Here is a 22,814-nt window from a genome sequence, read left to right as displayed (position 1 = left end):
GCGCGGCGCATGTTTACAATGGGCGAGCTGTCGCCGCAAGCACAGTCCGCCGCAATTACCGCATTGCGGCAAAGGTCCCGAAACCGTATTCTGCGCCGCTTTCACCCGCACAGGTAAGGCCGTGACGCAAGCATCCATCTCCGCCACGTCGGGCGGCGACGCTCACTTCGACGTCATCGTCCTCGGCGCGGGCGCTGCGGGCATGATATGCGCCGCCACTGCGGGGCAGCGCGGTCGGCGCGTACTGCTGATCGACCACGCGACGCGCCTCGCCGAAAAGATCCGGATTTCGGGGGGCGGCCGGTGCAACTTCACCAACCTGCGTGTCGGCCCGGAGAACTATCTGAGCCGTAACCCGCATTTCGTGCGCTCGGCACTTTCCCGTTACACCCCGGGCGACTTCATCGAACTGGTCCAGCACCACGGCGTCCGCTTCCACGAGCGCGAGTGGGGCCAGCTCTTCTGCGACGACTCTGCGCAGCAGATCATCGACCTGCTGCGCGCCGAGTGTGAGGACGGCGGCGTGGAGTGGGCGATGCCGGCCACCGTGCACGAGATCGGCCATGCGCCGGAGGCCGCACCGGCCCGCTTTCAGGTAGATACCGATCGCGGTCGCTTTCACGCGCCTTCGCTGGTCATCGCCACCGGCGGGCTGGCTGTCCCCAAGATCGGTGCCACGGCCTTCGGCTACCGCATCGCCGGGCAGTTCGGGCTGCCGGTCGTTCCGCCGCTTCCGGCGCTGGTTCCGCTCACGCTGTCGCCCGAAACCCTCGAACGCCTCGCGCCCCTGGCAGGCATCTCACTGGAGGTCGAAGCGCACTGCGCCGGACCGGTGTTCCGCGAAGCCGCCCTGGTTACCCATCGCGGTCTGTCCGGTCCCGCGATCCTGCAGGTGTCGAGCTACTGGCAAGCACAGACCTACGTGCAGGGCGAGCGCCAGCCGTTGAGCCTGAACCTGCTACCCGGCTGCGACGCACAGGCATGGCTGCTGTCGAATGCACAGGCGCGCAGCCTGCTCCCGAACCTGCTCGCGGAACGGCTGCCGCGCCGCTTCGCCCAAGCATGGTGCGAGTTGCATGGCTGGACGAAGCCCATGAACCAGTATCGACACACCGAACTGCGTACCATCGCCGACCGGCTGGCGAACTGGCAGTTGAACCCGTCCGGCACACAGGGCCACGCCAAGGCGGAGGTCACGCTGGGCGGCGTGGACACGCATGCCCTGTCGTCCCGGACGATGGAAGCACGCGGGGTACCGGGCCTGTACTTCGTCGGTGAGGTGATGGACGTCACCGGTCACCTGGGTGGCTACAACTTCCAGTGGGCGTGGTCCTCGGGCGTAGCCTGCGGGCGTGCGGCGTGAGCGTGGCGGAGCGCCATCTCAAGCACTGGAACTGCGCCGCGCCCCCGGAAACAGGAGCGGAACATAGGCAAGGACCTGGAGCGCGAGCAGCCCCGCAAAGCTGAGCTGCAGCGCATCCTTCATCGCGTGGCCGCGCGCCCCCAGCGCATCGAGCCCGAAACCCAGCCCCCACTGCAGTGCGAAAGCGCCCGCAAAGGCCATCAGGTTCAGCGCCGTACTGACCCGGCCGAACAGCGCAGGCTCGAAGCCCCGCGAAGCAGCCAGATAGCTCTGCGAGTTCACCGCGGAGAAGAAACCGAACAGGAACCACAGTAACGAAACCGGCCCGAACGCGTTCAGGATCGCGAGTTGCACGAGCATCAGTGCGACATAGCCCGAACGCAGCAACGTGAGCGGTTCGACGCCACGGCGCGCGAGTTGCACGCCCAGCAAGCCGATCGACAGCTGCCCCGCGAAACTACCGAGGTTGAGCACCACCAGCATGCCGGCCGCCTGTGCGAGCCCGAGCCCATTCACATGCATCATCCACGGCACCGCCCACAGGCTTTGCAGGGCCATGAAGCTGCCAATGAAGGCGGCTGACGAGGCGGCAAGGCGAAGAAATGCGGGCGAGGTGTAGATCCCACCCAACGCACGCATCGCATCGGCCAGCCCGCCGCGCGGGCGATCGGCCGGCACGTCCGGCAGGCTGCGCAGCAACACCGCCGCAGCTACCACCGACACCGCGGCGACGATCCAGAACGCTCCGCGCCAGCCCAGCACAGGCAGCACGGCCTCGAGCGGCGTACTCGCCGTCAGTGCCCCGAGCGCCCCCGCCGCCATGATGTAACCGGTCATCGAGCTCTGCCGCTCGCGCGGGTACCACAGCGCAAATCCCTTGAGCGCCGCCATCAGGCATGCGGACACGCCCAGCCCGATGAGGGCCCGCGCCACGCCCAGCGTGTGCAGGCCGTCCCCGAGCGCAAACAGGGCTGCGCCGAGCGCCGTGACGAGCAGCAGCGTGGCCTCGACCCGACGCGGGCCAAAGCGGTCGAGCGCAATGCCCACTGGAATCTGCGCCAGGCCAAAGGCGAGGAAGTAGGTGCTGGTCAGCAACCCGAGGCTTGCCGCGGTGAGGCCGAGATCGGCGGTCAGGGCGGGAGAGATCACCGCATTGACCGTACGCAGCAAGTAGGACAGGTAATAGCCCAGCGCAAAGGGCAGAAAGATCCGCCCCCACGCGCTCGGCACGGCACTCGACTGCATCCTGGGAAACTCCGTGGCGGAGAAAGGCCGCATTCTGCCTGCGCCGCGCCGCCGCGGCGAGCCCGCACAGGGCGCAAGAATCGATGCCGACGGGGTCGTCGTCGGAGTCGACTTGACTCGCATCAATGCCTTCGCGCACGCGATCCGGAATATTCACGGGACTCACCGCTGGAGCAAAAAATGACTTCGATCGCAGAACTGATGACGCACGATCACCGCAGTTGCGACCACGACTTTGCCCGGGCCGAAACCCTCGTCAACAAGAAGGACTGGGAAGGTGCGACCGAGGCCTTCGAAGCGTTCGCCGAAGGGGTTGAAGCGCATTTCCGCGCCGAAGAGGAGGAACTCTTCCCGCGCTTCGAGGCGGCCACGGGCATGACGCAGGGCCCGACCCAGGTGATGCGCGGCGAGCATGCCGAAATGCGCAACTCGTTCGCACAACTGCGTGCCGCCCTGCGCAGCCGCGACGCGGAAGAGTTTGCCGGCGAGGCCGAGACCCTGCTGATCATGATGCAGCAGCACAACATGAAGGAAGAGAACATCCTTTACCCGATGTGCGACATGCGCCTCGGCGACCAGCGCGAGGCGCTCGTCGAAACGCTTGGGCAACGAATCACCCACGAGTACGCCGCATGAATCCCCGGACTGTAGATGCCCGCGGCCTGGAGCCGCCCGAACCGTTTGAACGCGCAATGGAAGCCATCATGGCCCTGCAGGGCGGCGACAGCTTCACCCTCCTTCTGGACCGCATGCCACATCCGCTCCTGCGCGTACTCGACCGTGACGGTTATCTGCATGACGAGCGTTTCCGCGAAGACGGCTGTGTCGAGATCCTGATCTCTCGCCCATGAGCAGTGCGAATCCCGGGCTCGCGTACGAGGACACGCCTCCGCTCTCCGCTCCGCTGCGTTTCTTCCTGACTGCGCCGCTTTTCGGCATTGCGGCGGGCTTCCTGCTGCTCGCGGATGCGGACCTCCTCGTTTCGCGCTGGACGCCCGGCGCCCTGGCCGCCGTTCACCTCTTCGCCGCCGGCTTCATGCTCCAGGTAATGCTCGGCGCGCTGCTGCAGATCCTGCCCGTGGCCGTGGGTGCGAGTTTTCCTGCCCCGCTTCCGGTCGCCACCGTCACGCACGCACTAGTCGGCGCCGGTGCGGCAAGCTTGGCCTACGGTCTGGGCGCGGGCTCACCCAACGCCATCATCGCGGGTGGCGTGCTGCTCGCGGGCGGGCTGGTCACGTTCCTAGCCGCGAGCCTGCTGGCGCTTCTGCGCGCTGCACCTGCGCACGGAGCCAGTCGGACTCCGCGCGACCTGCGCCTCGCCCTCGTCGCGCTGACCCTGACCACGGTGCTCGGCGTGGTGCTCGCGTTTGCGCTCGTACGCGGTCTGCCCGTGCCCTTCCCGCTGCCCACGCTGGTCGACCTGCATGCGGTATGGGCCTGGCTGGGCTGGGGAGGGCTGCTGCTCGCCGCCACGAGCTGGGTCGTGGTGCCGATGTTCCAGATCACGCCCGCCTACCCTGCACGCTTCACCCGGCTCTGGGCGCCGCTCACGCTCGCCGTGCTCTCACTGTGGTCGGCTGGCCTGCTCGCAGACCTCGACCTCACCGTGACGGTACTCGGCAGCCTGCTGCTCGTGCTCGCGGGTGGATTCGCCTTTCAGACACTCAGGCTGCAGCGCAACACGCGCCGCAGCACGCCCGACGCGCCCTTCCGTGCCTTCCGGCTGTCGATGTTCGCGCTGATCGGCAGCCTCGTGGCGCTGCTGCTATCCCTGTTCCACGATGCGCAACAATGGCCGGTGCTCGCCGGCGTGCTCGTCCTTCACGGTACCTTCGCCGGGGCGATCACCGCCATGCTGTACAAGATCGTTCCCTTCCTTACCTGGCTTCACCTCACCCAGGCGCGGGTCCGCGCCCCGAACATGAAGAAGCTGCTCCCCGACAACCTGATCCGGGGCCAGATCGTGGTGCACAAGTTTGCGCTGGGCGCCCTCTTCCTCGCCGTGTTCGTACCCGTATTGACCCCGCTTGCAGGCATCCTGGTGGTGATCGAATTCGGCTGGCTGCTGCTCAACCTGCTGCATGCCGTACGCGAATGGCATCGCGCCGTGCATGCGTAAAAAACGCGCAGAATCCGTTTGACGCATCGATGTGGAGTCTGTATAGTTCGCGGCTCTCGGGGTGTAGCGCAGTCCGGTAGCGCGCTTGCTTTGGGAGCAAGATGTCGGGGGTTCGAATCCCTCCACCCCGACCAGCTCACACCTCGAATGCCCGCGGGAATCTGCCCGTAGCTCAATTGGATAGAGCACCGGCCTTCTAAGCCGGGGGTTGCAGGTTCGATCCCTGCCGGGCAGGCCAGGACGGTTTTCAGGGTTTCGGCTTGACCGGAATCTGGTAGTGGCGGCATTAGCTCAGTTGGTAGAGCGTTGGATTGTGGCTCCAAAGGTCACCGGTTCGAAACCGGTATGTCGCCCCAAAAATTCGGTGTGTTACCTCCCGTACAAGCGGATGGTGAAACTAGCACACGAATGAAAGAACCCACCCTTCGCGGTGGGTTCTTTCATTTTCGCCCACCATCAACGCCGCTTCACCAGCCAGTCCAGCAGCGGCTTCCACTGCAGCCGATCGACCGGATCGATGTTGCTCGCATCGAAAAGCGTCACCCCGGACTCGACCGCGTGAACATAGCGCTGCGCCTGACGGATGCAGGTTACCAGCGGCAGGTCGAACTGCTGCAGAAACTCCACCAGCTGCTTCGATGCGTTGGTTCGTGGATCGACCCGCATGCCGATGATCCCGATATCGACCTTGTCCTTGCGTACGGCCTTCGTGCCAGAGAGCTCCTCGAAGAATTCGCGGCTGGCCATCATGTCGAAGCGCGACGGAGAAACCGGCACGACCACCTTGTCCATCTCGTTCAGCAAGGCCTTAAGGCGTTTTCCGTGCAGTCCTGCGGGGCTGTCCAGCACCGCGACCGTGCACTCCTTGGGTGCTGCCGGCAACTCATCGCCGGACACATCCCAATGGCGTATGGGAGCGAGGTGCTGCGGGCGTTCACTCAGCCAGTACCGAGTGGACTGCTGTCGATCGAGATCGCCCAGGCAGACGACCTCGTCGTTCCTGGCAAACCAGCTTGCCAGATGCACCGCCAGCGTCGACTTCCCACTGCCCCCCTTCGGATTGGCCACCATGATCTTGCGCATCGTGCTTGCTCCCGGGCGTCAGGGCCCTGTAATGGTGTTGTCCGGAATCCCCTTCAAGCCCTCGTCCGGGTCCGCGCAAGCGGGCGGCAGGACCTTGCCCGGATTCATCAGCGCACGCGGGTCGAGCGCCTGCTTGATGCTGCGCATGAGCTCAAGCTCCAGTGGAGATTTGTAGCGCGCAATTTCCTCGCGCTTGAGCTGGCCAAGGCCATGTTCGGCCGAGATCGAGCCGCCAAGTGTATGCACCAGATCGTGCACCACGCGATTGACCTCGGGGGTGCTGGCGATGAAGCTGGCGTTGTCACCAGCCTCGGGCTTAGAAAGGTTGTAGTGCAGGTTGCCATCGCCGATGTGCCCGAACGCCACGATGCGCACATCGGGCCAACGCTGGCGCAGCGCAGCGCCTGCGCACTCCAGGAACTCGGGAATGCGGCTCACCGGCACCGAGACGTCGTGCTTGATGCTGACACCCTCTATGCGCTGCGCCTCGGAGATGTTCTCGCGCAGCGCCCACAATGCCTGCGCCTGCGACCCGCTGGCCGCGATCGCCGCGTCGGTCACCAAGCCCAGGTCAGCAGCCGTGGCGAGCGCCTCTTCGAGTTGCTCCGCCAGCGGCGCACCGAGCCCAGGATCGCCGAGCTCCACCAGCACCGCCCAGGGCGCAGCATCCGCGAGCGGATCGCGAGCCCCGGGAATGTGGCGCAACACGAGATCGAGCGCCGCACGGCCAACGATCTCGAACGCGCTCACACGGTCGCCGCATTCAGCCCGCAGCCGCCCCAGCAGGCGCACTGCCGCCTGAGGGTCGGGTACTGCAGCCCAGGCCGTGGCGCGTGAGCGAATGGCCGGAAACAGCTTGAGCACGGCTGCGGTGATGATGCCCAGGGTCCCTTCGGCGCCGATGAAGAGCTGCTTGAGATCGTAGCCGGTGTTGTCCTTGCGCAGGCCGCGCAGTCCGTCCCAGACCCGCCCGTCGGCAAGCACGACCTCCAGGCCGAGTACCAGATCGCGCGTGTTGCCGTAACGCAGGACCTGGACGCCTCCGGCATTGGTCGAGAGATTTCCGCCGATCATGCAACTGCCCTCGGAGGCGAGTGCAAGTGGAAAGAGCCGATCTGCCGCTGCGGCGGCTGCCTGCACCTGGGCCAGCGTGCAGCCGGCTTCGACCGTCAGGGTGTCGTTCTCTGCGTCGAGCGCGCGAATGCGCTTCATGCGCGTCAGACTCACCACCACCGCACGGCCGTCGCCCAGGGGAGTTGCACCGCCGCACAGGCTGGTGTTGCCGCCCTGCGGCACCATGGCCACACCTGCAGCCGCACAGGCAGCGACCACCGCGGACACCTCGGCCGTGTCACCCGGACGAACCACGGCCAGTGCCTCGCCGTGATAGCGCCCCCGCCAGTCGCTCAGATGGGCCGCCATATCTTGTGCCGAGTCCAGCACATTGGCCGGGCCAACGATGGCGCGCAACCGCGCGCGCAACGCAGACGGATCCGGCCTCATTGACTTCCCTGCCCCGCCTGCTGGACCGAGTCGGCGTCCTCACCGGTGCCCAGTAGTTCGCGCAGCAAGGGGCGCGCACGCCCCACCGCTGCAACACCTTCCGCGATGGCTTCGTCTGCGCGGTGATAGTCCATCAGCCCGAGTTGCCCGACGCGGGGCGAGATCAGCACGTCCGCCGGCTCGCCCGCGAGGCGGCTGCGCGCAATGCGCACCTGCATGATGTTGATGCTCGAACTGATCACCGAGACCAGCGAAGGCAGGTTGTCCGCGTCGGCTGCCGCACCCGCGGCAGCGCCATCGGCACTCAGGCCCATGCTGGCAAACAGGCGCTGGCTCCAGCCCATATCACCCTGGCGTCCCTGCCTGGCCCCCGTCGCGGTCGCCGGGTCATCGCCCGTCATGCCAAAGCGCGCCAGCAGCCGCTCGGTCCAGCCGGCTTCGGTCTCCTCTTCTGGCGCAGGCTCCACCGCAGCACGGCGGAATGCGCGCCCGACCATGTCCGAGCCGAGATCGACGGCAATCACCACGTCTGCCCCCATGGCGCGGCACAGCGACACCGGCACCGGATTGACCAACCCTCCGTCGATCAGCAGACGCCCCTGATGGCGCACCGGCGTCATCAGCCCGGGCAGTGCAATCGATGCCCGCACCGCAGCGGCCACACTGCCATCGTGCAGCCAGATCTCACGGCCCGAGGACAACTCGGTGGCGACACAGGCAAAGCGGGCATCCAGTTCAGAGAAGTCGCGATCGACGAAGTTGCGCTCGAAGAAGTCGATCAGCTTCTGCCCCTTGATCAGGCCGCCACGCAGGGAGACGTCGAGCAGCGAGACCACGTCCTGCCATTTGAGTGCCTCGGCCCAGCGCACGAGCCGGTCGAGATCGCCCGAGGCCGCTGCCGCGCCAACGAAGGCGCCAATCGAGCAACCGGTGATGATCTGCGGCTGTATGCCTTCGCGCGCAAGCTCCTGCAGCACCCCCAGGTGCGCCCAGCCGCGTGCCGCGCCGCTGCCGAGGGCGAGACCGATCACCGGCCCGCCCGTTGCATCGGGCACCCCCATGCGGAGCGCACCCAGAGCACCCGCGCCGGTCATGGGAGGAGGCTCCGCATGCGCGCCGGGCTCATCGGGTTCAGTCCAGCCGTTCGGCGTAGAGGTCGTGCACGTCGCAGTCGGTGATGCGCACGCGCACGAAGTCGCCGGGGGCGAGGCCCTCGGCATCGGGGATGATGACCAAGCCGTCGATCTCGGGCGCATCGCCTGATGAGCGCGCCAGTGCGCCTTCCTCATCGACCTCGTCCACCAGCACGGTCATCTCGCGGTCGATCTTGGCCTCGAGGCGCTGGGTGGAGATGTCTTCCTGGAAGTCCATCAGCTGCGCACGGCGCTCCTCGCGCACCTCGTCCGGCACCGCACCAGGCAGATCGTTGGCCGCCGCACCCTCGACCGGCGAGTATGCGAAGGCCCCTACTCGGTCGAGCTGGGCTTCCTCGAGGAAGTTGAGCAGCATCTCGAAGTCTTCCTCGGTCTCGCCGGGGAAGCCGGTGATGAAGGTCGAGCGGATGGTGAGCTCGGGGCAGATGCTGCGCCACTTGCGCACGCGCTCGAGCACGTTCTCGGCGTTGGCCGGGCGCTTCATGGCCTTGAGGACGCGCGGGCTGGCGTGCTGGAAGGGCACGTCCAGGTACGGGAGGATCTTGCCCTCGGCCATGAGCGGGATCAGGTCGTCGACGCTCGGGTACGGATACACGTAGTGCATGCGGATCCAGATGCCAAGCTCGCCGAGCGCCCTGGCAAGATCAAGCAGGCGTGTTTTGATCGGACGCCCGCCCCAGAAGCCGGTGCGGTATTTGACGTCCACGCCGTAGGCCGAGGTGTCCTGCGAAATCACCAGCAACTCCTTGACGCCCGCATCGGCGAGCGCCTCGGCCTCGCGCATGACCTCGTGGATCGGACGGCTGACAAGGTCGCCGCGCATCGACGGGATGATGCAGAAGGTACAGCGGTGGTTGCAGCCCTCGGAGATCTTGAGATAGGCGTAGTGCTGCGGCGTCAGGCGGATGCCCTGTGGCGGCACGAGGTCGGTGAAGGGGTCGTGCGGCTTGGGCAGATGCCTGTGCACCGCGTGCATCACCTCTTCGGTGGCGTGCGGGCCGGTGACCGCGAGCACCTGCGGGTGCGCGGCGAGGATCACGTCGTCCTTGGCACCGAGGCAGCCGGTGACGATGACCTTGCCGTTCTCGGCAAGCGCCTCGCCGATCGCGTCGAGCGACTCCTCGACCGCGGCATCGATGAAGCCACAGGTGTTGACCACCACCAGGTCGGCATCGTCATAGCTGCCCGAAATGCTGTAGCCCTCTGCGCGCAGGCGGGTGAGGATGTGCTCGGAGTCGACGGTGGCCTTGGGGCAGCCGAGGGAAACGAAGCCGACGCGCGGCAGGTCCGGGGTCTTGAAGGTGGTCATGCGTGGGAAGCCTGTCGGGTCGGGGCACCTGCACCGGAAGGCGCCGCAATGCGGCACCCCGGCAAGGCGCTCATTTCTGGTTCGGGTCCTTGCGTCCGGCGCCCTGGGCGTCGTCTTCGGACGGCTGATAACCTGGAAACTGGAAACCGCTGAACATGTTGCGGGTCTGGCTTTCGAGCTGGCCCTGCATCTGCTCGAACATCTTCTTGGACTGATCCACGTAGGCGCCCATCATGCTCTGCAGCGCGGGCCCCTGGAAGTTGAGAAACTGCGCCCACAGATCCTGGCCGACCGGGCTGTTCTCACCGTAGATCGCGCGGGCCTGATCCTGCAACTTGCCCTGCATGTCGGTGAAGGCCTTGATGTTGTTCTCGAGATACTTGCCCATCATGCCCTGCATCGCGTTGCCGTAGAAGCGGATCATGTGCGCGAGCAGATCGCTGGTGAACATCGGCGCGCCACCCGCCTCCTCCTCTAGGATGATCTGCAGCAGGATGCTGCGCGTGAGGTCCTCGCCGGTCTTCGCATCGACGACCTGGAACTGCTCGTGTCCCAGCACGAGATCCTTCACGTCGTTGAGGGTGATGTAGGAACTCGTCCGCGTGTCGTACAGGCGGCGGTTGGGATACTTCTTGATCAGGCGCTGCTGTTCCGGCATTTCTGGGTCTCCTCGGCGGCTCCGCATCCGCTTGCTTTGCCGTCGGATTATATCGTGCTACACAATGCGAAAAACCGCGAAACCCCGCCAGCGGACGGGGTTTCGCGGCATTGTTCACATGCGCGGGTACATCAGCACATGTGCAGGCCACCGTTGATGTTGATGGTGGCGCCGGTGATGTAGGCTGCCTTGTCGGAAGCGAGGTAGGCGCACAGGTCGCCGATCTCGTCCGGACGGCCGAGGCGCTTCATCGGCACGGTGTCGACGATGCCCTGGCGGATGTCCTCACGGATGGCCATGACCATCTCGGTGCCGATGTAGCCCGGCGCGACGGCGTTGACCGTGACCCCTTTGTTGGCCAGCTCGGCGGCGAGCGCCTTGGTGAAGCCGAGCACGCCGGCCTTGGCGGCCGAGTAGTTGGTCTGGCCGGCCTGGCCCTTGACGCCGTTGACCGAGGAGATGTTGATGATGCGGCCCCAGCCACGCTCGGCCATCTTGGCGGAGATGTGGTGGGTGACGTTGAACAGGCTGTTCAGGTTGGTGCTGATGACCGCGTCCCACTGTCCCTTCTCCATCTTCGGGAAGAACTTGTCGCGGGTGATGCCGGCGTTATTCACCAGCACGTCGATCGGGCCGACCTCTGCCTCGATCTTCTCGACCATGGCCTTGCACGACTCATAATCGGAGACGTCACCTTCTGCCGCGACGAACTCGAAACCCAGTTCGCGCTGGCCGGACAGCCAGGCGCCTTTCGGCTCGAAGTTGGGCAGACAGTTGGCAACGACCTTGTAGCCGTCCTTCGCGAGCGACTGGCAGATCGCCGTGCCGAGACCGCCCATGGCGCCGGTGACGAGAGCGATTTTCTGGGACATCTTGGAATCCTTGTGGAGCAGTTGTCGAAACCGAGAACCCGCCGGTACACAAGACACGACCCGGATTCCGGCATGAGTTGCGGCAGCGCATCAGCCGCCTCGCCGAGGCATTATATCGACTGTTGAGCGGCTTTGCTGCAACGCAATACCCCTGCGAATGGTTCTGCACGCACAGGAAAACGGGCGCACCCCTCGCGGAGTGCGCCCGTCGCGGTCCTCGCAGCCTTTCGGCCGGAGAGGAATCAGAACATGTGCTGACCGCCGTTGATCGAGATGTTGGCTCCGGTCACGAAAGCGGCCTCGTCCGACGCCAGGTAGGCAACCAGGCCGGCGATCTCTTCCGGCTTGCCCAGACGGGACACCGGGATCTGCGGCAGGATCTTGGAATCGAGGATCTCCTGCGGGATCGCCATCACCATCTTGGTGCCGATGTAACCCGGCGAGATCGTGTTGACGGTCACGCCGTTGCGCGCCACCTCCAGCGCCAGCGCCTTGGTGAAGCCGTGCATGCCGGCCTTGGCAGCGGAATAGTTGGTCTGCCCGAAGGCGCCCTTCTGACCGTTCACCGAGGACACGTTGATCACGCGGCCCCACTTGCGCTCGAGCATCCCGTCCATGACCTGCTTGGTCATGTTGAACACCGAATCGAGGTTGGTCTCGATGACCGCATCCCAATCGGCCTTGGTCATCTTCTTGAACGTCATGTCACGGGTGATCCCCGCGTTGTTGACCAGAACGTCGACCGGCCCGACTTCCTTGCTCACCTGCTCCACGCAGGCCTTGCAGGAATCGAAGTCCGACACGTCGCACGGGTACGCCTTGAAGCCATATCCCATGTTGTTCATGGCCTGCAGCCACTCCTGGGCCTTGCTGTTGCCCGGAGAGTGCGTAGTGACGACCTTATAGCCAAGCGCAGCAAGCTTGATGCAGATCGCTTCACCGAGACCACCCATGCCACCGGTTACCAGTGCAACTCTTGCCATAGTCTTCTCCTCTCCCTGAACGGGTTCTCTTCTGCTGGACGGGGATCGATGCTCCGGCAGCGACCGTCCGATCCGCTGCCGTCGCCGAACCGGTAATGGCCCTCAGGCACGCTCCTTGACGTAGCGGCCGGGAGCCGGTTCGATCGGTTCGTATTTCGTGCTACCGAGGCGACCGCGCGCCGCCACCTGCTTGCCGCCGTACGCGCGCAGCCACTCGGCCCAATGCAGCCACCAGCTGCCCTTGTGTTCCTCGGCGCCTTCGAACCACTCGTCGGGATCGGCCGGATGCGCTCCCGAGACCCAGTAGCTGCGCCGGTTCTTCGAGGCGGGGTTGATCGCGCCGGCGATATGGCCGCTCGCGCCCAGCACGAAGGTCGTATCGCCCCCCAGCAGGTTGCGCGCCAGGTATGCACTCTTCCACGGCACGATGTGGTCCTCGCGCGCCGCCAGCAGATAGGCCGGCATGTTCACTTTGCCGAGATCGATCTTCTGCCCGAGCATCCTGAGCTTGCCCGGCACGCGCAGGTTGTTCTCGAGATACATGTTGCGCAGATACCAGGTGAGGAAGGGCCCCGGCAGGTTGGTCGAATCGGAGTTCCAGTACAGCAGGTCGAAGGCGGCCGGCTTGTTGCCCTTCAGGTAGTTGCCCACCACGTACTGCCACACCAGGTCGTTGGCGCGCAGGAAGGAGAACACGTTGGCCAGTTCCTGCCCCTCGAGCACGCCGCCCTTGCCGATTGCGGCTTCGCGCGCAGCCACCCCGGCCTCGTCGACCAGGCAGCCGAGTTCGCCCGGGTCGGCGAAGTCGAGCAACGTGGTCATCAAGGTCAGGCTGGAAACCGGATCCTCACCGCGCGCACGCGCGACCGCCAGCGCCGAAGTCAGGATGGTGCCACCCACGCAAAAGCCGAGCACGTTGGGCTTCTTGTTGCGGGTGATCGAGCGCACGACCTCGAGCGCGGCCAACGGCCCCTGCTCGAGATAGTCGTCCCAGGTGAAGTGCCCACCACTGTCCGGACGCGGGTTGCGCCACGACACCAGGAACACCGTGTTGCCCTGCTCGACGGCAAATCGCACCAGCGAGTTCTCGGGCTGCAGGTCCATGATGTAGAACTTGTTGATGCAGGGCGGCACGATCAGCAGGGGCACCTGCGCCACCTTTTCGGTGAGCGGCGCGTACTGGATGAGCTGCATCAACTCGTTCTCGAACACCACCGAGCCCGGCGACAAAGCGAGGTTGCGGCCGATCTCGAAGGCTGAATCGTCAGTCATCGAGATGCGCCCCTTCTCGAGGTCGCCCAGCAGATTCTGGATGCCCCGGGAGATGCTCTCGCCCTTGGTCTCGACCGCGGTCTTGATGAACTCGGGGTTGGTGGCGGCGAAGTTGCTCGGTGCCAGCGCGTCGATGTACTGCCGCGTCAGGAACTGGATGCGCGCCTTGGCGCGGCCGTCGGCGATCGGCATGGCCTCGGCCATCTGCCGCAGGTATCCGGCATTGAGCAGGTAGGCTTGGCGAACGTAGTCGAACACCGGGCTCTCGGACCATTCCGGGGCATTGAAGCGCTTGTCGCCGGGCTCGGCCTGCACAACCGGCTCACCCGCCTCGCCGCCCTTGCGCGCGAGCATCGCGGACCACAACGCGGCGTGCTTCTCCGCAAACGCCTTCTGCATCGCCCCGAGCGCCTCGGCCTCGGGCAGCGGCAGCTTCTGCGCCGCGAGACCGGAGGAATCCTGCATCGCTGCATGCTGGCGTGCGAGCGCCTCGAAGAAGCCCTGCGCCATCGCCTGACCCGCGGCGTACATCGCCTGCATGCCCGGGGGTGTCTGCTTGCCCGTTGAATCCGTCATCCACGTATCTCCTGACCCTGTTTCGCTGCCGTGCGCAACGGACGCACGCGCCGAACCCGATTGCGGACCCTCACGCGATGGCACGCGCTAGAATCCGCTCATGTACCTCGTTCCCATCGCCTGGCTTTACGTCGTGATCCTCGTCGCTGCAGCAGAGGACACGATTGTCGCAGCCGTCCTTACCTTCGTGTTCTGGGGCCTCGCACCGCTGGCCTTGTTCCTGTGGCTGTTCGGCACGCCGGCGCGTCGCCGGCGCCGGCTCGAGCGCGAGGCCGAGCAGGAAGCCCTTGTCCGCAACGATAGAGCCGAAACGGGCGCCGATCAATAGCGCCAGCCGTCGGACGCCTCATGCAGTGCGGATGCCTGGCCGGCGCATCACGGTCACCCGCGGAATGCGGCCGGTTCAGCGCGCCCGGTCGTCTTCCAGCCAGATCAGCGACGCAAAGCGCCCGGTGCGCCCGTCGCGGCGATAGGAGAAGAAGTCATCGGTGCGGGACACCGTGCATAGGCCGCCCCCCGCGACATCGTGAATGCCTGCTCGCGCGAGCCTGCGGCGTGCGAGCGCGAACAGGTCGGCCATCCATTTGCCCCCCGCCAGGCCAGGCGCAAAGGCCGATGCGGCCCCAGGGTCATCCGCGACAAACACCGCCCGCACCTCATCGCCAACTTCGAAGGCCTGCGGGCCGATCGCCGGCCCCAGCCAGGCTTGTACCCGCGCAGGCGGAACGTTCATCGCCATCACGGTGCGCTCGAGCACGCCCGCAGCAAGCCCGCGCCAGCCCGCATGGGCCGCTGCAACCACCGAGGCATCGTCCGCACAGAACAGCACCGGCAGGCAGTCGGCGGTCATCACCGCGCACGCACGGCGACCGGTGCGGGCCAGAACGGCGTCGGCCTCCGGGCATCCCTGCGCGCAGTCGGCGTCGGCCACGACAACCCCATGGACCTGCGACAACCACAGCGGCGCAACGCGCAGTTCGGCCTGCAGGCGCGCCCGATTGGCGCGCACTGCGGCCGGATCGTCGCCAACATGGTCACCGAGATTGAACGAAGCATACGGCGCAAGGCTGACGCCGCCCGCCCGCGTGGTCACACATGCCTGCACCCCGGCGGGCAGCACCCAGTCCGGCCGCATCAGCCCGGGCGAGACCTCGACGAGCCCAGGCAGGATCGTCGCCTGGGGCACGGTCATCGCCTTTCCGGCTCCAGGGCGGCGAGCAGCGCCGCAAGGTCGGCCGCCATCGGCACCTCCCACAGCATCGCCTCGCCACTGTGCGGATGCACGAGCCCGAGCCGGAACGCGTGCAAGGCCTGACGGCCGAAGTCATCCAGGCGCGGATCCCCGCAGCGGCGCGCCCCGTACGCGGGGTCGCCCACCAGCGGATGGCCGAGGTGCGCCATGTGCACGCGAATCTGATGCGTGCGCCCGGTTTCGAGCCTGCATTCCACCAGGGTCGTGCGTGCGTATCGTGCCGTGACCAGGTAGTGGGTGAGCGCCGGCCGCCCGTTGCCGACCACCGCCATGCGCGTGCGCTGCGACGGATGCCGGCCGATGGGCGCATCGACCGTCCCGCCAGCGCGTACGTCGCCCAGCACCAGCGCCCGGTAATGGCGCCTTACCGTGCGCGCCTGCAGCTGGCGCACCAGCTCCGTCTGCGCCGCGAGCGTCTTCGCAACCACCATCAGACCCGTGGTGTCCTTGTCCAGCCGGTGCACGATGCCGGCGCGCGGCACGGCGGCCAGCGCAGGGTCATGGTGAAGCAGCGCATTGAGCAGCGTTCCGCTCCAGTTGCCACTGCCCGGATGCACGACCAGTCCGGCGGGCTTGTCGACGACGAGCAGATGCTCGTCCTCGAACACGATACCGAGCGGGATGTCCTCCGGCAGCTCGGCCGCGATCTCGGGTGGGGGCGGCGCATCGACTTCTACGGACTCGCCACCGCAAACCTTTCGCCGCGCATCGGGCCTGGCGCCATCGACGCGGATGAAGCCATCCTTGAGCCAGCCCTTCAGGCGGCTCCGCGAGTGCTGGGGAAAGAGCCTGGCCAGCGCCAGATCGAGGCGCAGGCCGCCGAGCGCTGCAGGAATCGTCACTGCATCGCACGAGTCCGCGTCGTCGGCTGGGATATAATCTTCGGGTTCATTCACGCGAGTGCTTTCGATGGCCAGGTTCACCCCCGGAAGTTTAACGGCAAAAGCCGCCCTCATTGGCGCACTGCTGCTTGGCGGCTGCGGATTGCTGCCCGAACAGATCGACGAGACGGCAGGATGGAATGCCCAGAAGCTCTACTCCGAGGCCAAGACCTCGATGTCCGAGGGCGGCTACGACCGGGCGATCCAGCTGTTCGAAAAGCTCGAGGCGCGCTATCCCTATGGCCGCTTCGCACAGCAGGCCCAGCTTGAATCTGCCTACGCCTACTACAAGCAGGGCGAGCAGGCCCTTGCGCTGGCCGCGGCAGACCGCTTCATCAAGCTGCACCCCAACCACCAGAACGTCGATTACGCCTATTACCTCAAGGGCCTGGTCAACTTCAACGAAGACCTCGGCCTGCTCGCAAATCTCTCGCGCCAGGACCTCTCCGAGCGCGACCCCAAGGGTGCGCGCGAGGCTTTCGACAGCTTCCGCGAACTGGTGGAGCGCTTCCCCGAGAGCCGCTATGCGGACGATTCCCGGGCGCGCATGCAGTATCTGGTGAACTCGCTCGCCAAGCATGAGGTTCATGTGGCGCGTTACTACTACAACCGCGGCGCCTACGTGGCGGCGGTCAACCGCGCACAGACGGCGGTCGCCAACTTCCCCGACGCGCCTGCGATCGAGGAAGCGCTGTTCCTGCTCGTGAAGAGCTACGACGTCATGGGCATGCCCCAGCTGCGCGACGACGCCGACCGGGTGATGCACGCCAACTTCCCCGACAGCGTGTATTTCCGCGGCGGACCGGAAGACGACCGGCCGTGGTGGCAGCTCTGGTAAGACGCTGACGCGCACCCGCGAGCGATCCGCTGCGGGTGCGTGCGCTCCACAAAACGAAGAAAGGCCGTGCCCGCGAAAGCTTGCGGGCACGGCCTTTTTGATTCGGGTCTGCGAAGCGGTCAGGCGCCGATCTTCGCCTTGAACTGCTGGCGGTAGCGGTGCAGCAGCGGCTCGGTGTAGCCGCTGGGCTGGGCGCAGCCCTCGAAGATCAGCGCACGCGCGGCCTGGTAGGCCACCGAGGCGTCGAAGTTCGGCGCCATCGGACGATAGAGCGGATCCCCCGCGTTCTGGCCATCGACCACCGCGGCCATGCGCTGCAGCGTCGCCTCGACCTGTTCGGCTGGCACCACGCCATGGCGCAGCCAGTTGGCGATGTGCTGGCTGGAGATGCGCAGGGTGGCGCGGTCTTCCATCAGGCCGATGTCGTTGATGTCCGGGACCTTGGAGCACCCCACGCCCTGCTCCACCCAACGCACCACGTAGCCGAGGATGCCCTGGCAGTTGTTGTCGAGCTCCTGCTGGCGCTCTTCGGCGCTCCACTCGGCTTTCGCCACCACCGGGATGGTAAGCAGATCGTCGAGCAGGGCCTCGGCCTCCTTGTCCAGATCGAGCTTCTCGATCTCCTGCTGCACCGCCGACACATTCACCTGATGGTAATGCAGCGCGTGCAGGGTGGCGGCGGTCGGCGACGGCACCCAGGCGGTGTTGGCACCGGACTTGGGATGGCCGATCTTTTGCTCGAGCATTGCAGCCATCAGGTCGGGCATGGCCCACATGCCCTTGCCGATCTGGGCGCGGCCGCGCAGGCCGGCGGCCAGACCGATCAGCACGTTGCGGCGCTCATAGGCGGCGATCCACTTGCTGTTCTTGATGTCGCCCTTGCGCATCACCGGGCCCGCCTCCATCGAGGTGTGCATCTCGTCGCCGGTGCGGTCGAGGAAACCGGTGTTGATGAAGGCCACGCGCGCCGGTGCGGCGGCGATGCAGGCGCGCAGGTTCACGCTGGTGCGGCGCTCCTCGTCCATGATGCCGAGCTTGACGGTGTTGGCCGGCAGCCCTAGCAGTTGCTCCACACGGGTAAACAGTTCGTCGGCGAAACCGACCTCGGCCGGGCCGTGCATCTTGGGCTTGACGATGTAGATGCTGCCCTTGCGGGAATTGCCCTTGCGCTCGAGATCACGCTTCGAGATCAGCGTAGTCACCACCGCATCCAGGATGCCTTCGGGGATTTCCTTGCCCTCGCCCCACAGGATGGCGGGGTTGGTCATCAGATGGCCGACGTTGCGCACGAAGAGCAGCGCGCGCCCATGCAGCCTGACCGCCTGGCCGTCGGCACCGGTGTATTCACGGTCCGCGTTGAGTCGGCGCGTCATCGGCTTGCCAGCTTTTTCGAAGGTGTCTTCCAGCGAGCCGGTCATCAGGCCGAGCCAGTTGCGGTACACCACCACCTTGTCGTCTGCGTCCACCGCAGCGACCGAGTCCTCGCAATCCATGATGGTCGACAGCGCGGCTTCCATCAGCAGATCGTTCACGCCCGCGGCGTCGCTCTTGCCGATCGCGCCATTCCGGTCGATCTGCACCTCGATATGCAGGCCATTGTTCTTCAGCAGCACCGCACGGGGTTCTGCGGCGTCCCCCTGGAAGCCGACGAACTGCCCGGGCTGCTGCAGGCCGGCGGTGGCACCACCCTTGAGCGTGACCACCAGCTTACCGCCGGAAACCGCGTACGCGGTCGCATCCGCATGCGAGGCGCCCGCGAGCGGTGCTGCCTGGTCGAGCACCTTGCGACCGAAGGCGATGACCTTCTCGCCGCGCACCGGGTTGTAGCCCTTGGTCAGCTCGGCGCCACCCTGCTGCGGAATGGCGTCGGTGCCGTAGAGCGCGTCGTAGAGCGAACCCCAGCGCGCATTGGCGGCGTTGAGGGCGTAACGGGCGTTCATCACCGGCACCACCAGTTGCGGCCCCGCCTGGACGGCGAGTTCGTCGTCCACGTTCGCGGTACTCACCTTGGCGCCGGCAGGCACCGGCAGCAGATAGCCGATGGATTGCAGGAAGGCCTTGTAGGCGGCCATGTCCTGGATCGGACCAGGGTTGGCGCCGTGCCAGGCGTCAACCTCGGACTGGATGCGGTCGCGCTCCACGAGCAGCGCTGCGTTCTTCGGCGCGAGATCATGTACCAGCGCATCGAAACCCGACCAGAACGCGGCGACCTCCACGCCGCTGCCCGGCAGGGCTTCTTCTTCAATGAAACGCTTCAGGTTGGCCGCCACTTCGAGGCGCTGGCACTTCACTCGTTCAGTCATGTTTCTGGCTCTCTGGCTAGGTATCGACAAGCACCACCTCGGCGGCAGCGCATCACCGGCAGAGCATGTGACCTGGGGAGCGGGCACGTCAATGCCGGGGGGACAAAAGTCCTCTATAAGATACAACAGATAAGCCCCCGTTTGCACTGCAACATCGCGCTACCAAGGCGCGTGCCGAAGGCGGTGCCGAGCCCTGCGCGAACCCAGCCTCCCGGCGCAGTCGTGCGTACGGACATCACGTCAGATGCGCCCCCGGCCAACGAGACCCACACACTCAGCCGCGATCTGGCGAGTCCGGCGAGGGTTCCACCTTCTCGAGCGCTGAGAGGAAGGACTCGGGCTCTGGCAGTTGCGTACTGGGCACCGACATGTCGCAAGGGCAGATCTGCTCGGTAAAGCCGTCGAGCGAGCCCATGGAGCGGCAGTCGCGCCGGGCCACCGGCTCGCTCGCTACGTAGGCAACCACCAGCCGCGTGAGTGCTTCGAGCGCATCACGATGGGTGCGCTCCTGCGCGTGCGAGGCGTCGGCACCGAAGCCGATCAGCGCGGTACGGATGTCATTGCCGGCCTCCACCGCAGCCGCGGAATCCGAGCGGTAGTAGCGGAAGATGTCGCGCCGATGCGGGATGCCGTGCTCCTTCGCAAGCGCGATCAGCTTGTGCGTGAGGTGGTAGTCGAAAGGCCCCGACATGTCCTGCATGCAGACCGTCGCCGCGTGCTCGGAGGTGTTCTGCCCGGGGGCTGCGATCGAGATGTCCAGGCTCACCATCTCGGCGATCTCGCCGTGCAGCGCGGCCGACGCACCCGAGCCGATCTCCTCGGTGATGGTCAATAGCGGATGCACGTCCACCGGCAGCACCAGCCCGTGATCGCGTACGGCCTTGCAGGCGGTAAGCAGCGCCGCCACCGCAGCCTTGTCGTCAAGGTAGCGCGAGTTGATGTAACCGTCGGGCTGGATCTCGGGCTGGGGGTCAAAGGCGATCCAGTCCCCCACCTCGATCCCCGCCGCGGACAGCGCGGCACGGTCCTCCACCGGCAGATCCACCCGCACCTCGACGTACTCCCAGCCCACCGGCTGGGTGTCGATCTCGCCGCCGAAGGCGTGGCCCGAGGTCTTCAGGGGCAGACAGGTGCCACGCACCTGGCCGTGATCGGTGAAGATGGTGAGCCGCCCGCCCTCGGCGAAACGCGCCGACCAGTGTCCAATGGGCACGATCTCGAGCCGTCCGTTGGGCTTGAGCGACTTGACCATCGCCCCCAGGGTGTCGAGGTGGGCCACCACTGCGCGCGCCGGCTGCGCGGCCTGCCCCTTGAGCGTGGCGCGGATCGCGCCACGACGGGTGATCTCGTAGGGGATGCCGAGCGCCTCGAACCGGCCTGCGGTGTAGCGCACCACGGCATCGGTCAGCCCCACCGGGCTGGGGATGGCGAGCAACTGCAGCATCGTCTCTTCCAGATAGGCATAGTCGATCGGGGGAAGCGACTCCCGGAGGCGGGGGATGTTCATGGTCTCGTTCTCCTTTCGATATGGGGCGGAACACCCTTGCCGCCGAATGCAGGCGTGAGGCCAGCCGGACGGCGCAATGCGCGAACGCGGTCCCTAGCGCAGTACCGCCCCTGGTTGCGAATGTCGCGCGTTCAACCCGCAACGGCGCGCGTGCGCGGAAACAGCAGGTCGATGAAGCGCTCCGCGGTGGGCTGGGGCTCATGGTTGGCCAATCCGGGGCGCTCGTTGGCCTCGATGATCACGTAGTCCGCCCCATCGACCGCCGGCACCAGAAAGTCCAGCCCCGTCACCGGGATGTCGAGCGTGCGCGCCGCCGCCTCTGCCGCCTCGCGCAGCGCCGGGTGCAGCACAGCCGTCACGTCGTGGATGGTGCCGCCCGTGTGCAGGTTGGCGGCCTTGCGCACCTGCAGCCGGCAATCGGGCGGCAGCACGCTGTCGAGCGCATGGCCCTGCGCGGCCACGCAGCGGAGGGTTTCCGCATCCAGCGGAATGCGCGACTCGCCTCCCGTCGCTGCGGCCCGCCGCCGGCTCTGGCGCTCGACGAGCTCGCGCACCGTGCTGCGCCCATCGCCCACCACGACCGGCGGTCGTCGCACCGCAGCCGCCACCACCTGCTGGTCGATGACGACGATGCGCAGATCCTCGCCCTCGCAGAACTGCTCGACGATCACGCGATCGCAGAACTGCCGCGCACGCGCGATGGCTTCACGCACCTCCTCGCCCGAGCGCAGATCCACACTGATCCCCTTGCCCTGCTCACCCTCGACCGGCTTGACGACCACCGCCCGACAGGTCGCGAGCAGCGCCTGCCAGCCGGCTTCGTCCTCGGCGCTCACCTGGCGTGGCACGGACAAGCCCGCGCCGGCCAGCAGCTTCAGCGTGACACGCTTGTCCTGGCATCGGCTCATCGCCACCGCGGTGGTCAGCTCCGAGAGCGATTCGCGGCACACGATGCTGCGTCCGCCCAGTGTGAGGCGGAAATAGCCATTCTCGGCATCGATCACTTCGGCATGGATGCCGCGCCGGATAGCCTCGTCGACCAGCAGCCGCGCGTAGGGGTTGAGGTCCTGCAGCGCCTCGCCGCTGCCGGTGAACAGCGGCTCGTTGATCGCGTTGCGGCGCTTGACCGCGAACGCGGGGATGCGGTGGAAGCCTAGCTTGTCGTAGAGCGCGATCGCCTGCTCGTTGTCGTGCAGCACGGAGACATCCATCCATTCGCGCCCGCGTGCCTGGTAGTGCTCGGCCAGATAGCGCACCAGAGCCTCACCCACGCCCGGGTGCGCAGCCTGCGGCGCCACCGCCAGCGCCCACAGGCTGGCGCCGTGCTGCGGGTCGGCGAAGGCCTCGACGTGGTCCAGGCCCATCGCCACGCCGATCACCTCGCCGCTGGCGCGATCCTCGGCGAGCGCGTAGGTGATCGCCCGGCTGGCACGCGCCTTCCATACCGCCTGGGCATCGACCGGCACCATGCGGCGCGCACGGTAAAGCACGTTGATCGCCGCCACATCGGCGCGCGTGCGCAGCCGGCGCAGCGTGAAGCCGCTGCGCCCCGCGCGCTGCGAGGGAATGCGGTACGTGGCGAGGTTGAGACGAAAGGCCTCGGATGGATCGAGGAAGAGCTGCTGCGGAGCATGCGCCACGACCACGTGCGGCTTCTCGACGTAGAAGGCGATGTCGCGCTGGCCCGGACGCTCGGCCAGCAGCGCCTCGGCCAGACCGGCAGCTTCACGCCAGGTCTGTGCTGGCAGCAAGCGCCCCCAGCCGCACTCGATGACGACATCGGTACGCGCCCCCTCACGCTCAGGCTGCCCGGCGGGACGGTGCACCGCGAGGTGCGCGCTGCGCTGCTCGGCCCGCAGTGCGCGGGCGATGTGCTTGCGGATCATGGCGCGCGAT

The 22,814-nt window shown here is 66.5% G+C and carries 20 protein-coding genes and 3 tRNA genes; 9 read left to right on the top strand and 14 right to left on the bottom strand.

Annotated features, from left to right (window positions below; genetic code table 11):
* Positions 1 to 121: 121 nt before the first annotated feature.
* On the top strand, positions 122 to 1,363 hold the full coding sequence (locus tag ACUH78_RS00435; protein WP_445332544.1) for a BaiN/RdsA family NAD(P)/FAD-dependent oxidoreductase: 1,242 nt from the start codon (positions 122 to 124) through the stop codon (positions 1,361 to 1,363).
* 18 nt (positions 1,364 to 1,381) lie between these two features.
* On the opposite strand, the gene ACUH78_RS00430 is transcribed toward ACUH78_RS00435, so the two are convergent.
* Positions 1,382 to 2,608, bottom strand: a complete 1,227-nt coding sequence (locus ACUH78_RS00430; protein WP_445332545.1) for an MFS transporter — start codon at positions 2,606 to 2,608, stop codon at positions 1,382 to 1,384.
* A 180-nt stretch (positions 2,609 to 2,788) separates the two neighbouring features.
* On the opposite strand from ACUH78_RS00430, the gene ACUH78_RS00425 reads away from it, so the two are divergent.
* The 6 genes from ACUH78_RS00425 to ACUH78_RS00400 all read left to right on the top strand — a co-directional run bounded on the left by ACUH78_RS00425 (position 2,789) and on the right by ACUH78_RS00400 (position 5,083).
* The gene (locus tag ACUH78_RS00425) at positions 2,789 to 3,244 is read left to right on the top strand and encodes a hemerythrin domain-containing protein (RefSeq protein ID WP_418363109.1); all 456 of its coding nucleotides are present in this window, start codon (positions 2,789 to 2,791) and stop codon (positions 3,242 to 3,244) included.
* Positions 3,241 to 3,459 carry a DUF2249 domain-containing protein gene (locus ACUH78_RS00420; protein WP_418363110.1) on the top strand — a complete coding sequence of 73 codons (219 nt, stop codon included), beginning with the start codon at positions 3,241 to 3,243 and terminating at the stop codon, positions 3,457 to 3,459. The genes ACUH78_RS00425 and ACUH78_RS00420 overlap by 4 nt, the downstream gene beginning before the upstream one ends.
* Entirely contained in the window at positions 3,456 to 4,727 is a 1,272-nt protein-coding gene (locus ACUH78_RS00415; RefSeq protein ID WP_418363111.1) for a hypothetical protein, read from the top strand. The genes ACUH78_RS00420 and ACUH78_RS00415 overlap by 4 nt, the downstream gene beginning before the upstream one ends.
* Before the next feature lie 57 nt (positions 4,728 to 4,784).
* Positions 4,785 to 4,861: transfer RNA gene (locus ACUH78_RS00410), tRNA-Pro, on the top strand.
* A gap of 27 nt (positions 4,862 to 4,888) precedes the next feature.
* Positions 4,889 to 4,965: transfer RNA gene (locus ACUH78_RS00405), tRNA-Arg, on the top strand.
* A 42-nt stretch (positions 4,966 to 5,007) separates the two neighbouring features.
* Positions 5,008 to 5,083: transfer RNA gene (locus ACUH78_RS00400), tRNA-His, on the top strand.
* 100 nt (positions 5,084 to 5,183) lie between these two features.
* On the opposite strand, the gene ACUH78_RS00395 is transcribed toward ACUH78_RS00400, so the two are convergent.
* The 8 genes from ACUH78_RS00395 to ACUH78_RS00360 all read right to left on the bottom strand — a co-directional run bounded on the left by ACUH78_RS00395 (position 5,184) and on the right by ACUH78_RS00360 (position 14,137).
* Complete coding sequence (locus ACUH78_RS00395; protein ID WP_418363112.1) at positions 5,184 to 5,810, bottom strand: ParA family protein; 627 nt, start codon at positions 5,808 to 5,810, stop codon at positions 5,184 to 5,186.
* 18 nt (positions 5,811 to 5,828) lie between these two features.
* Positions 5,829 to 7,232 carry an FAD-binding oxidoreductase gene (locus tag ACUH78_RS00390; RefSeq protein ID WP_510497543.1) on the bottom strand — a complete coding sequence of 468 codons (1,404 nt, stop codon included), beginning with the start codon at positions 7,230 to 7,232 and terminating at the stop codon, positions 5,829 to 5,831.
* A gap of 77 nt (positions 7,233 to 7,309) precedes the next feature.
* Positions 7,310 to 8,407 (bottom strand): patatin-like phospholipase family protein, encoded by a 1,098-nt coding sequence (locus ACUH78_RS00385; RefSeq protein WP_445332547.1) that lies wholly within the window; start codon positions 8,405 to 8,407, stop codon positions 7,310 to 7,312.
* A gap of 37 nt (positions 8,408 to 8,444) precedes the next feature.
* Complete coding sequence (gene rimO / locus ACUH78_RS00380) at positions 8,445 to 9,776, bottom strand: 30S ribosomal protein S12 methylthiotransferase RimO (protein ID WP_445332548.1); 1,332 nt, start codon at positions 9,774 to 9,776, stop codon at positions 8,445 to 8,447.
* Positions 9,777 to 9,846: 70 nt separating this feature from the next.
* The gene (phaR, locus tag ACUH78_RS00375) at positions 9,847 to 10,434 is read right to left on the bottom strand and encodes a polyhydroxyalkanoate synthesis repressor PhaR (RefSeq protein ID WP_418363116.1); all 588 of its coding nucleotides are present in this window, start codon (positions 10,432 to 10,434) and stop codon (positions 9,847 to 9,849) included.
* Between the two features lie 131 nt (positions 10,435 to 10,565).
* Positions 10,566 to 11,306 carry a beta-ketoacyl-ACP reductase gene (locus tag ACUH78_RS00370; protein WP_418363117.1) on the bottom strand — a complete coding sequence of 247 codons (741 nt, stop codon included), beginning with the start codon at positions 11,304 to 11,306 and terminating at the stop codon, positions 10,566 to 10,568.
* 242 nt (positions 11,307 to 11,548) lie between these two features.
* Complete coding sequence (locus ACUH78_RS00365; RefSeq protein WP_418363118.1) at positions 11,549 to 12,289, bottom strand: beta-ketoacyl-ACP reductase; 741 nt, start codon at positions 12,287 to 12,289, stop codon at positions 11,549 to 11,551.
* Between the two features lie 102 nt (positions 12,290 to 12,391).
* Complete coding sequence (locus ACUH78_RS00360; RefSeq protein ID WP_445332549.1) at positions 12,392 to 14,137, bottom strand: PHA/PHB synthase family protein; 1,746 nt, start codon at positions 14,135 to 14,137, stop codon at positions 12,392 to 12,394.
* 100 nt (positions 14,138 to 14,237) lie between these two features.
* Between ACUH78_RS00360 and ACUH78_RS00355 the strand changes: the two genes are divergently transcribed.
* Positions 14,238 to 14,465: a hypothetical protein gene (locus ACUH78_RS00355; RefSeq protein WP_418363120.1), complete on the top strand. Its 228-nt coding sequence runs from the start codon at positions 14,238 to 14,240 to the stop codon at positions 14,463 to 14,465.
* A gap of 75 nt (positions 14,466 to 14,540) precedes the next feature.
* Here ACUH78_RS00355 and pgeF read toward each other — a convergent pair whose 3' ends face one another.
* On the bottom strand, positions 14,541 to 15,329 hold the full coding sequence (gene pgeF / locus ACUH78_RS00350; protein WP_445332550.1) for a peptidoglycan editing factor PgeF: 789 nt from the start codon (positions 15,327 to 15,329) through the stop codon (positions 14,541 to 14,543).
* Entirely contained in the window at positions 15,326 to 16,285 is a 960-nt protein-coding gene (gene rluD, locus ACUH78_RS00345; RefSeq protein ID WP_445332551.1) for a 23S rRNA pseudouridine(1911/1915/1917) synthase RluD, read from the bottom strand. Before rluD ends, pgeF begins: the two co-directional genes overlap by 4 nt.
* 13 nt (positions 16,286 to 16,298) lie before the next feature.
* Here rluD and ACUH78_RS00340 point away from each other — a divergent pair, with 13 nt between their 5' ends.
* On the top strand, positions 16,299 to 17,108 hold the full coding sequence (locus ACUH78_RS00340) for an outer membrane protein assembly factor BamD (protein ID WP_418363123.1): 810 nt from the start codon (positions 16,299 to 16,301) through the stop codon (positions 17,106 to 17,108).
* A gap of 119 nt (positions 17,109 to 17,227) precedes the next feature.
* On the opposite strand, the gene ACUH78_RS00335 is transcribed toward ACUH78_RS00340, so the two are convergent.
* The 3 genes from ACUH78_RS00335 to ngg all read right to left on the bottom strand — a co-directional run bounded on the left by ACUH78_RS00335 (position 17,228) and on the right by ngg (position 22,804).
* On the bottom strand, positions 17,228 to 19,411 hold the full coding sequence (locus ACUH78_RS00335) for a malate synthase G (protein WP_445332552.1): 2,184 nt from the start codon (positions 19,409 to 19,411) through the stop codon (positions 17,228 to 17,230).
* A 274-nt stretch (positions 19,412 to 19,685) separates the two neighbouring features.
* Positions 19,686 to 20,918: an osmoprotectant NAGGN system M42 family peptidase gene (locus ACUH78_RS00330; protein WP_445332553.1), complete on the bottom strand. Its 1,233-nt coding sequence runs from the start codon at positions 20,916 to 20,918 to the stop codon at positions 19,686 to 19,688.
* Between the two features lie 131 nt (positions 20,919 to 21,049).
* On the bottom strand, positions 21,050 to 22,804 hold the full coding sequence (gene ngg / locus ACUH78_RS00325) for an N-acetylglutaminylglutamine synthetase (RefSeq protein ID WP_418363126.1): 1,755 nt from the start codon (positions 22,802 to 22,804) through the stop codon (positions 21,050 to 21,052).
* Positions 22,805 to 22,814: the final 10 nt, after the last annotated feature.

This window comes from Thauera sp. ZXT1-4, assembly GCF_052598215.2.
This window is presented reverse-complemented; position numbering and strand designations above follow the sequence as displayed.

Excerpts from the sequence above, each read along its gene's own strand:
- pgeF (WP_445332550.1), bottom strand. The coding sequence starts at position 15,329 with ATGACCGTGCCCCAGGCGACGATCCTGCCTGGGCTCGTCGAGGTCTCG.
- ACUH78_RS00390 (WP_510497543.1), bottom strand. The coding sequence starts at position 7,232 with ATGGCGGCCCATCTGAGCGACTGGCGGGGGCGCTATCACGGCGAGGCA.
- ACUH78_RS00370 (WP_418363117.1), bottom strand. The coding sequence starts at position 11,306 with ATGTCCCAGAAAATCGCTCTCGTCACCGGCGCCATGGGCGGTCTCGGC.
- ngg (WP_418363126.1), bottom strand. The coding sequence starts at position 22,804 with ATGATCCGCAAGCACATCGCCCGCGCACTGCGGGCCGAGCAGCGCAGC.
- ACUH78_RS00430 (WP_445332545.1), bottom strand. The coding sequence starts at position 2,608 with ATGCAGTCGAGTGCCGTGCCGAGCGCGTGGGGGCGGATCTTTCTGCCC.
- ACUH78_RS00340 (WP_418363123.1), top strand. The coding sequence starts at position 16,299 with ATGGCCAGGTTCACCCCCGGAAGTTTAACGGCAAAAGCCGCCCTCATT.
- ACUH78_RS00335 (WP_445332552.1), bottom strand. The coding sequence starts at position 19,411 with ATGACTGAACGAGTGAAGTGCCAGCGCCTCGAAGTGGCGGCCAACCTG.
- ACUH78_RS00330 (WP_445332553.1), bottom strand. The coding sequence starts at position 20,918 with ATGAACATCCCCCGCCTCCGGGAGTCGCTTCCCCCGATCGACTATGCC.
- phaR (WP_418363116.1), bottom strand. The coding sequence starts at position 10,434 with ATGCCGGAACAGCAGCGCCTGATCAAGAAGTATCCCAACCGCCGCCTG.
- ACUH78_RS00395 (WP_418363112.1), bottom strand. The coding sequence starts at position 5,810 with ATGCGCAAGATCATGGTGGCCAATCCGAAGGGGGGCAGTGGGAAGTCG.
- ACUH78_RS00365 (WP_418363118.1), bottom strand. The coding sequence starts at position 12,289 with ATGGCAAGAGTTGCACTGGTAACCGGTGGCATGGGTGGTCTCGGTGAA.
- ACUH78_RS00425 (WP_418363109.1), top strand. The coding sequence starts at position 2,789 with ATGACTTCGATCGCAGAACTGATGACGCACGATCACCGCAGTTGCGAC.
- ACUH78_RS00420 (WP_418363110.1), top strand. The coding sequence starts at position 3,241 with ATGAATCCCCGGACTGTAGATGCCCGCGGCCTGGAGCCGCCCGAACCG.
- ACUH78_RS00385 (WP_445332547.1), bottom strand. The coding sequence starts at position 8,407 with ATGACCGGCGCGGGTGCTCTGGGTGCGCTCCGCATGGGGGTGCCCGAT.
- ACUH78_RS00355 (WP_418363120.1), top strand. The coding sequence starts at position 14,238 with ATGTACCTCGTTCCCATCGCCTGGCTTTACGTCGTGATCCTCGTCGCT.
- rimO (WP_445332548.1), bottom strand. The coding sequence starts at position 9,776 with ATGACCACCTTCAAGACCCCGGACCTGCCGCGCGTCGGCTTCGTTTCC.
- ACUH78_RS00415 (WP_418363111.1), top strand. The coding sequence starts at position 3,456 with ATGAGCAGTGCGAATCCCGGGCTCGCGTACGAGGACACGCCTCCGCTC.
- ACUH78_RS00360 (WP_445332549.1), bottom strand. The coding sequence starts at position 14,137 with ATGACGGATTCAACGGGCAAGCAGACACCCCCGGGCATGCAGGCGATG.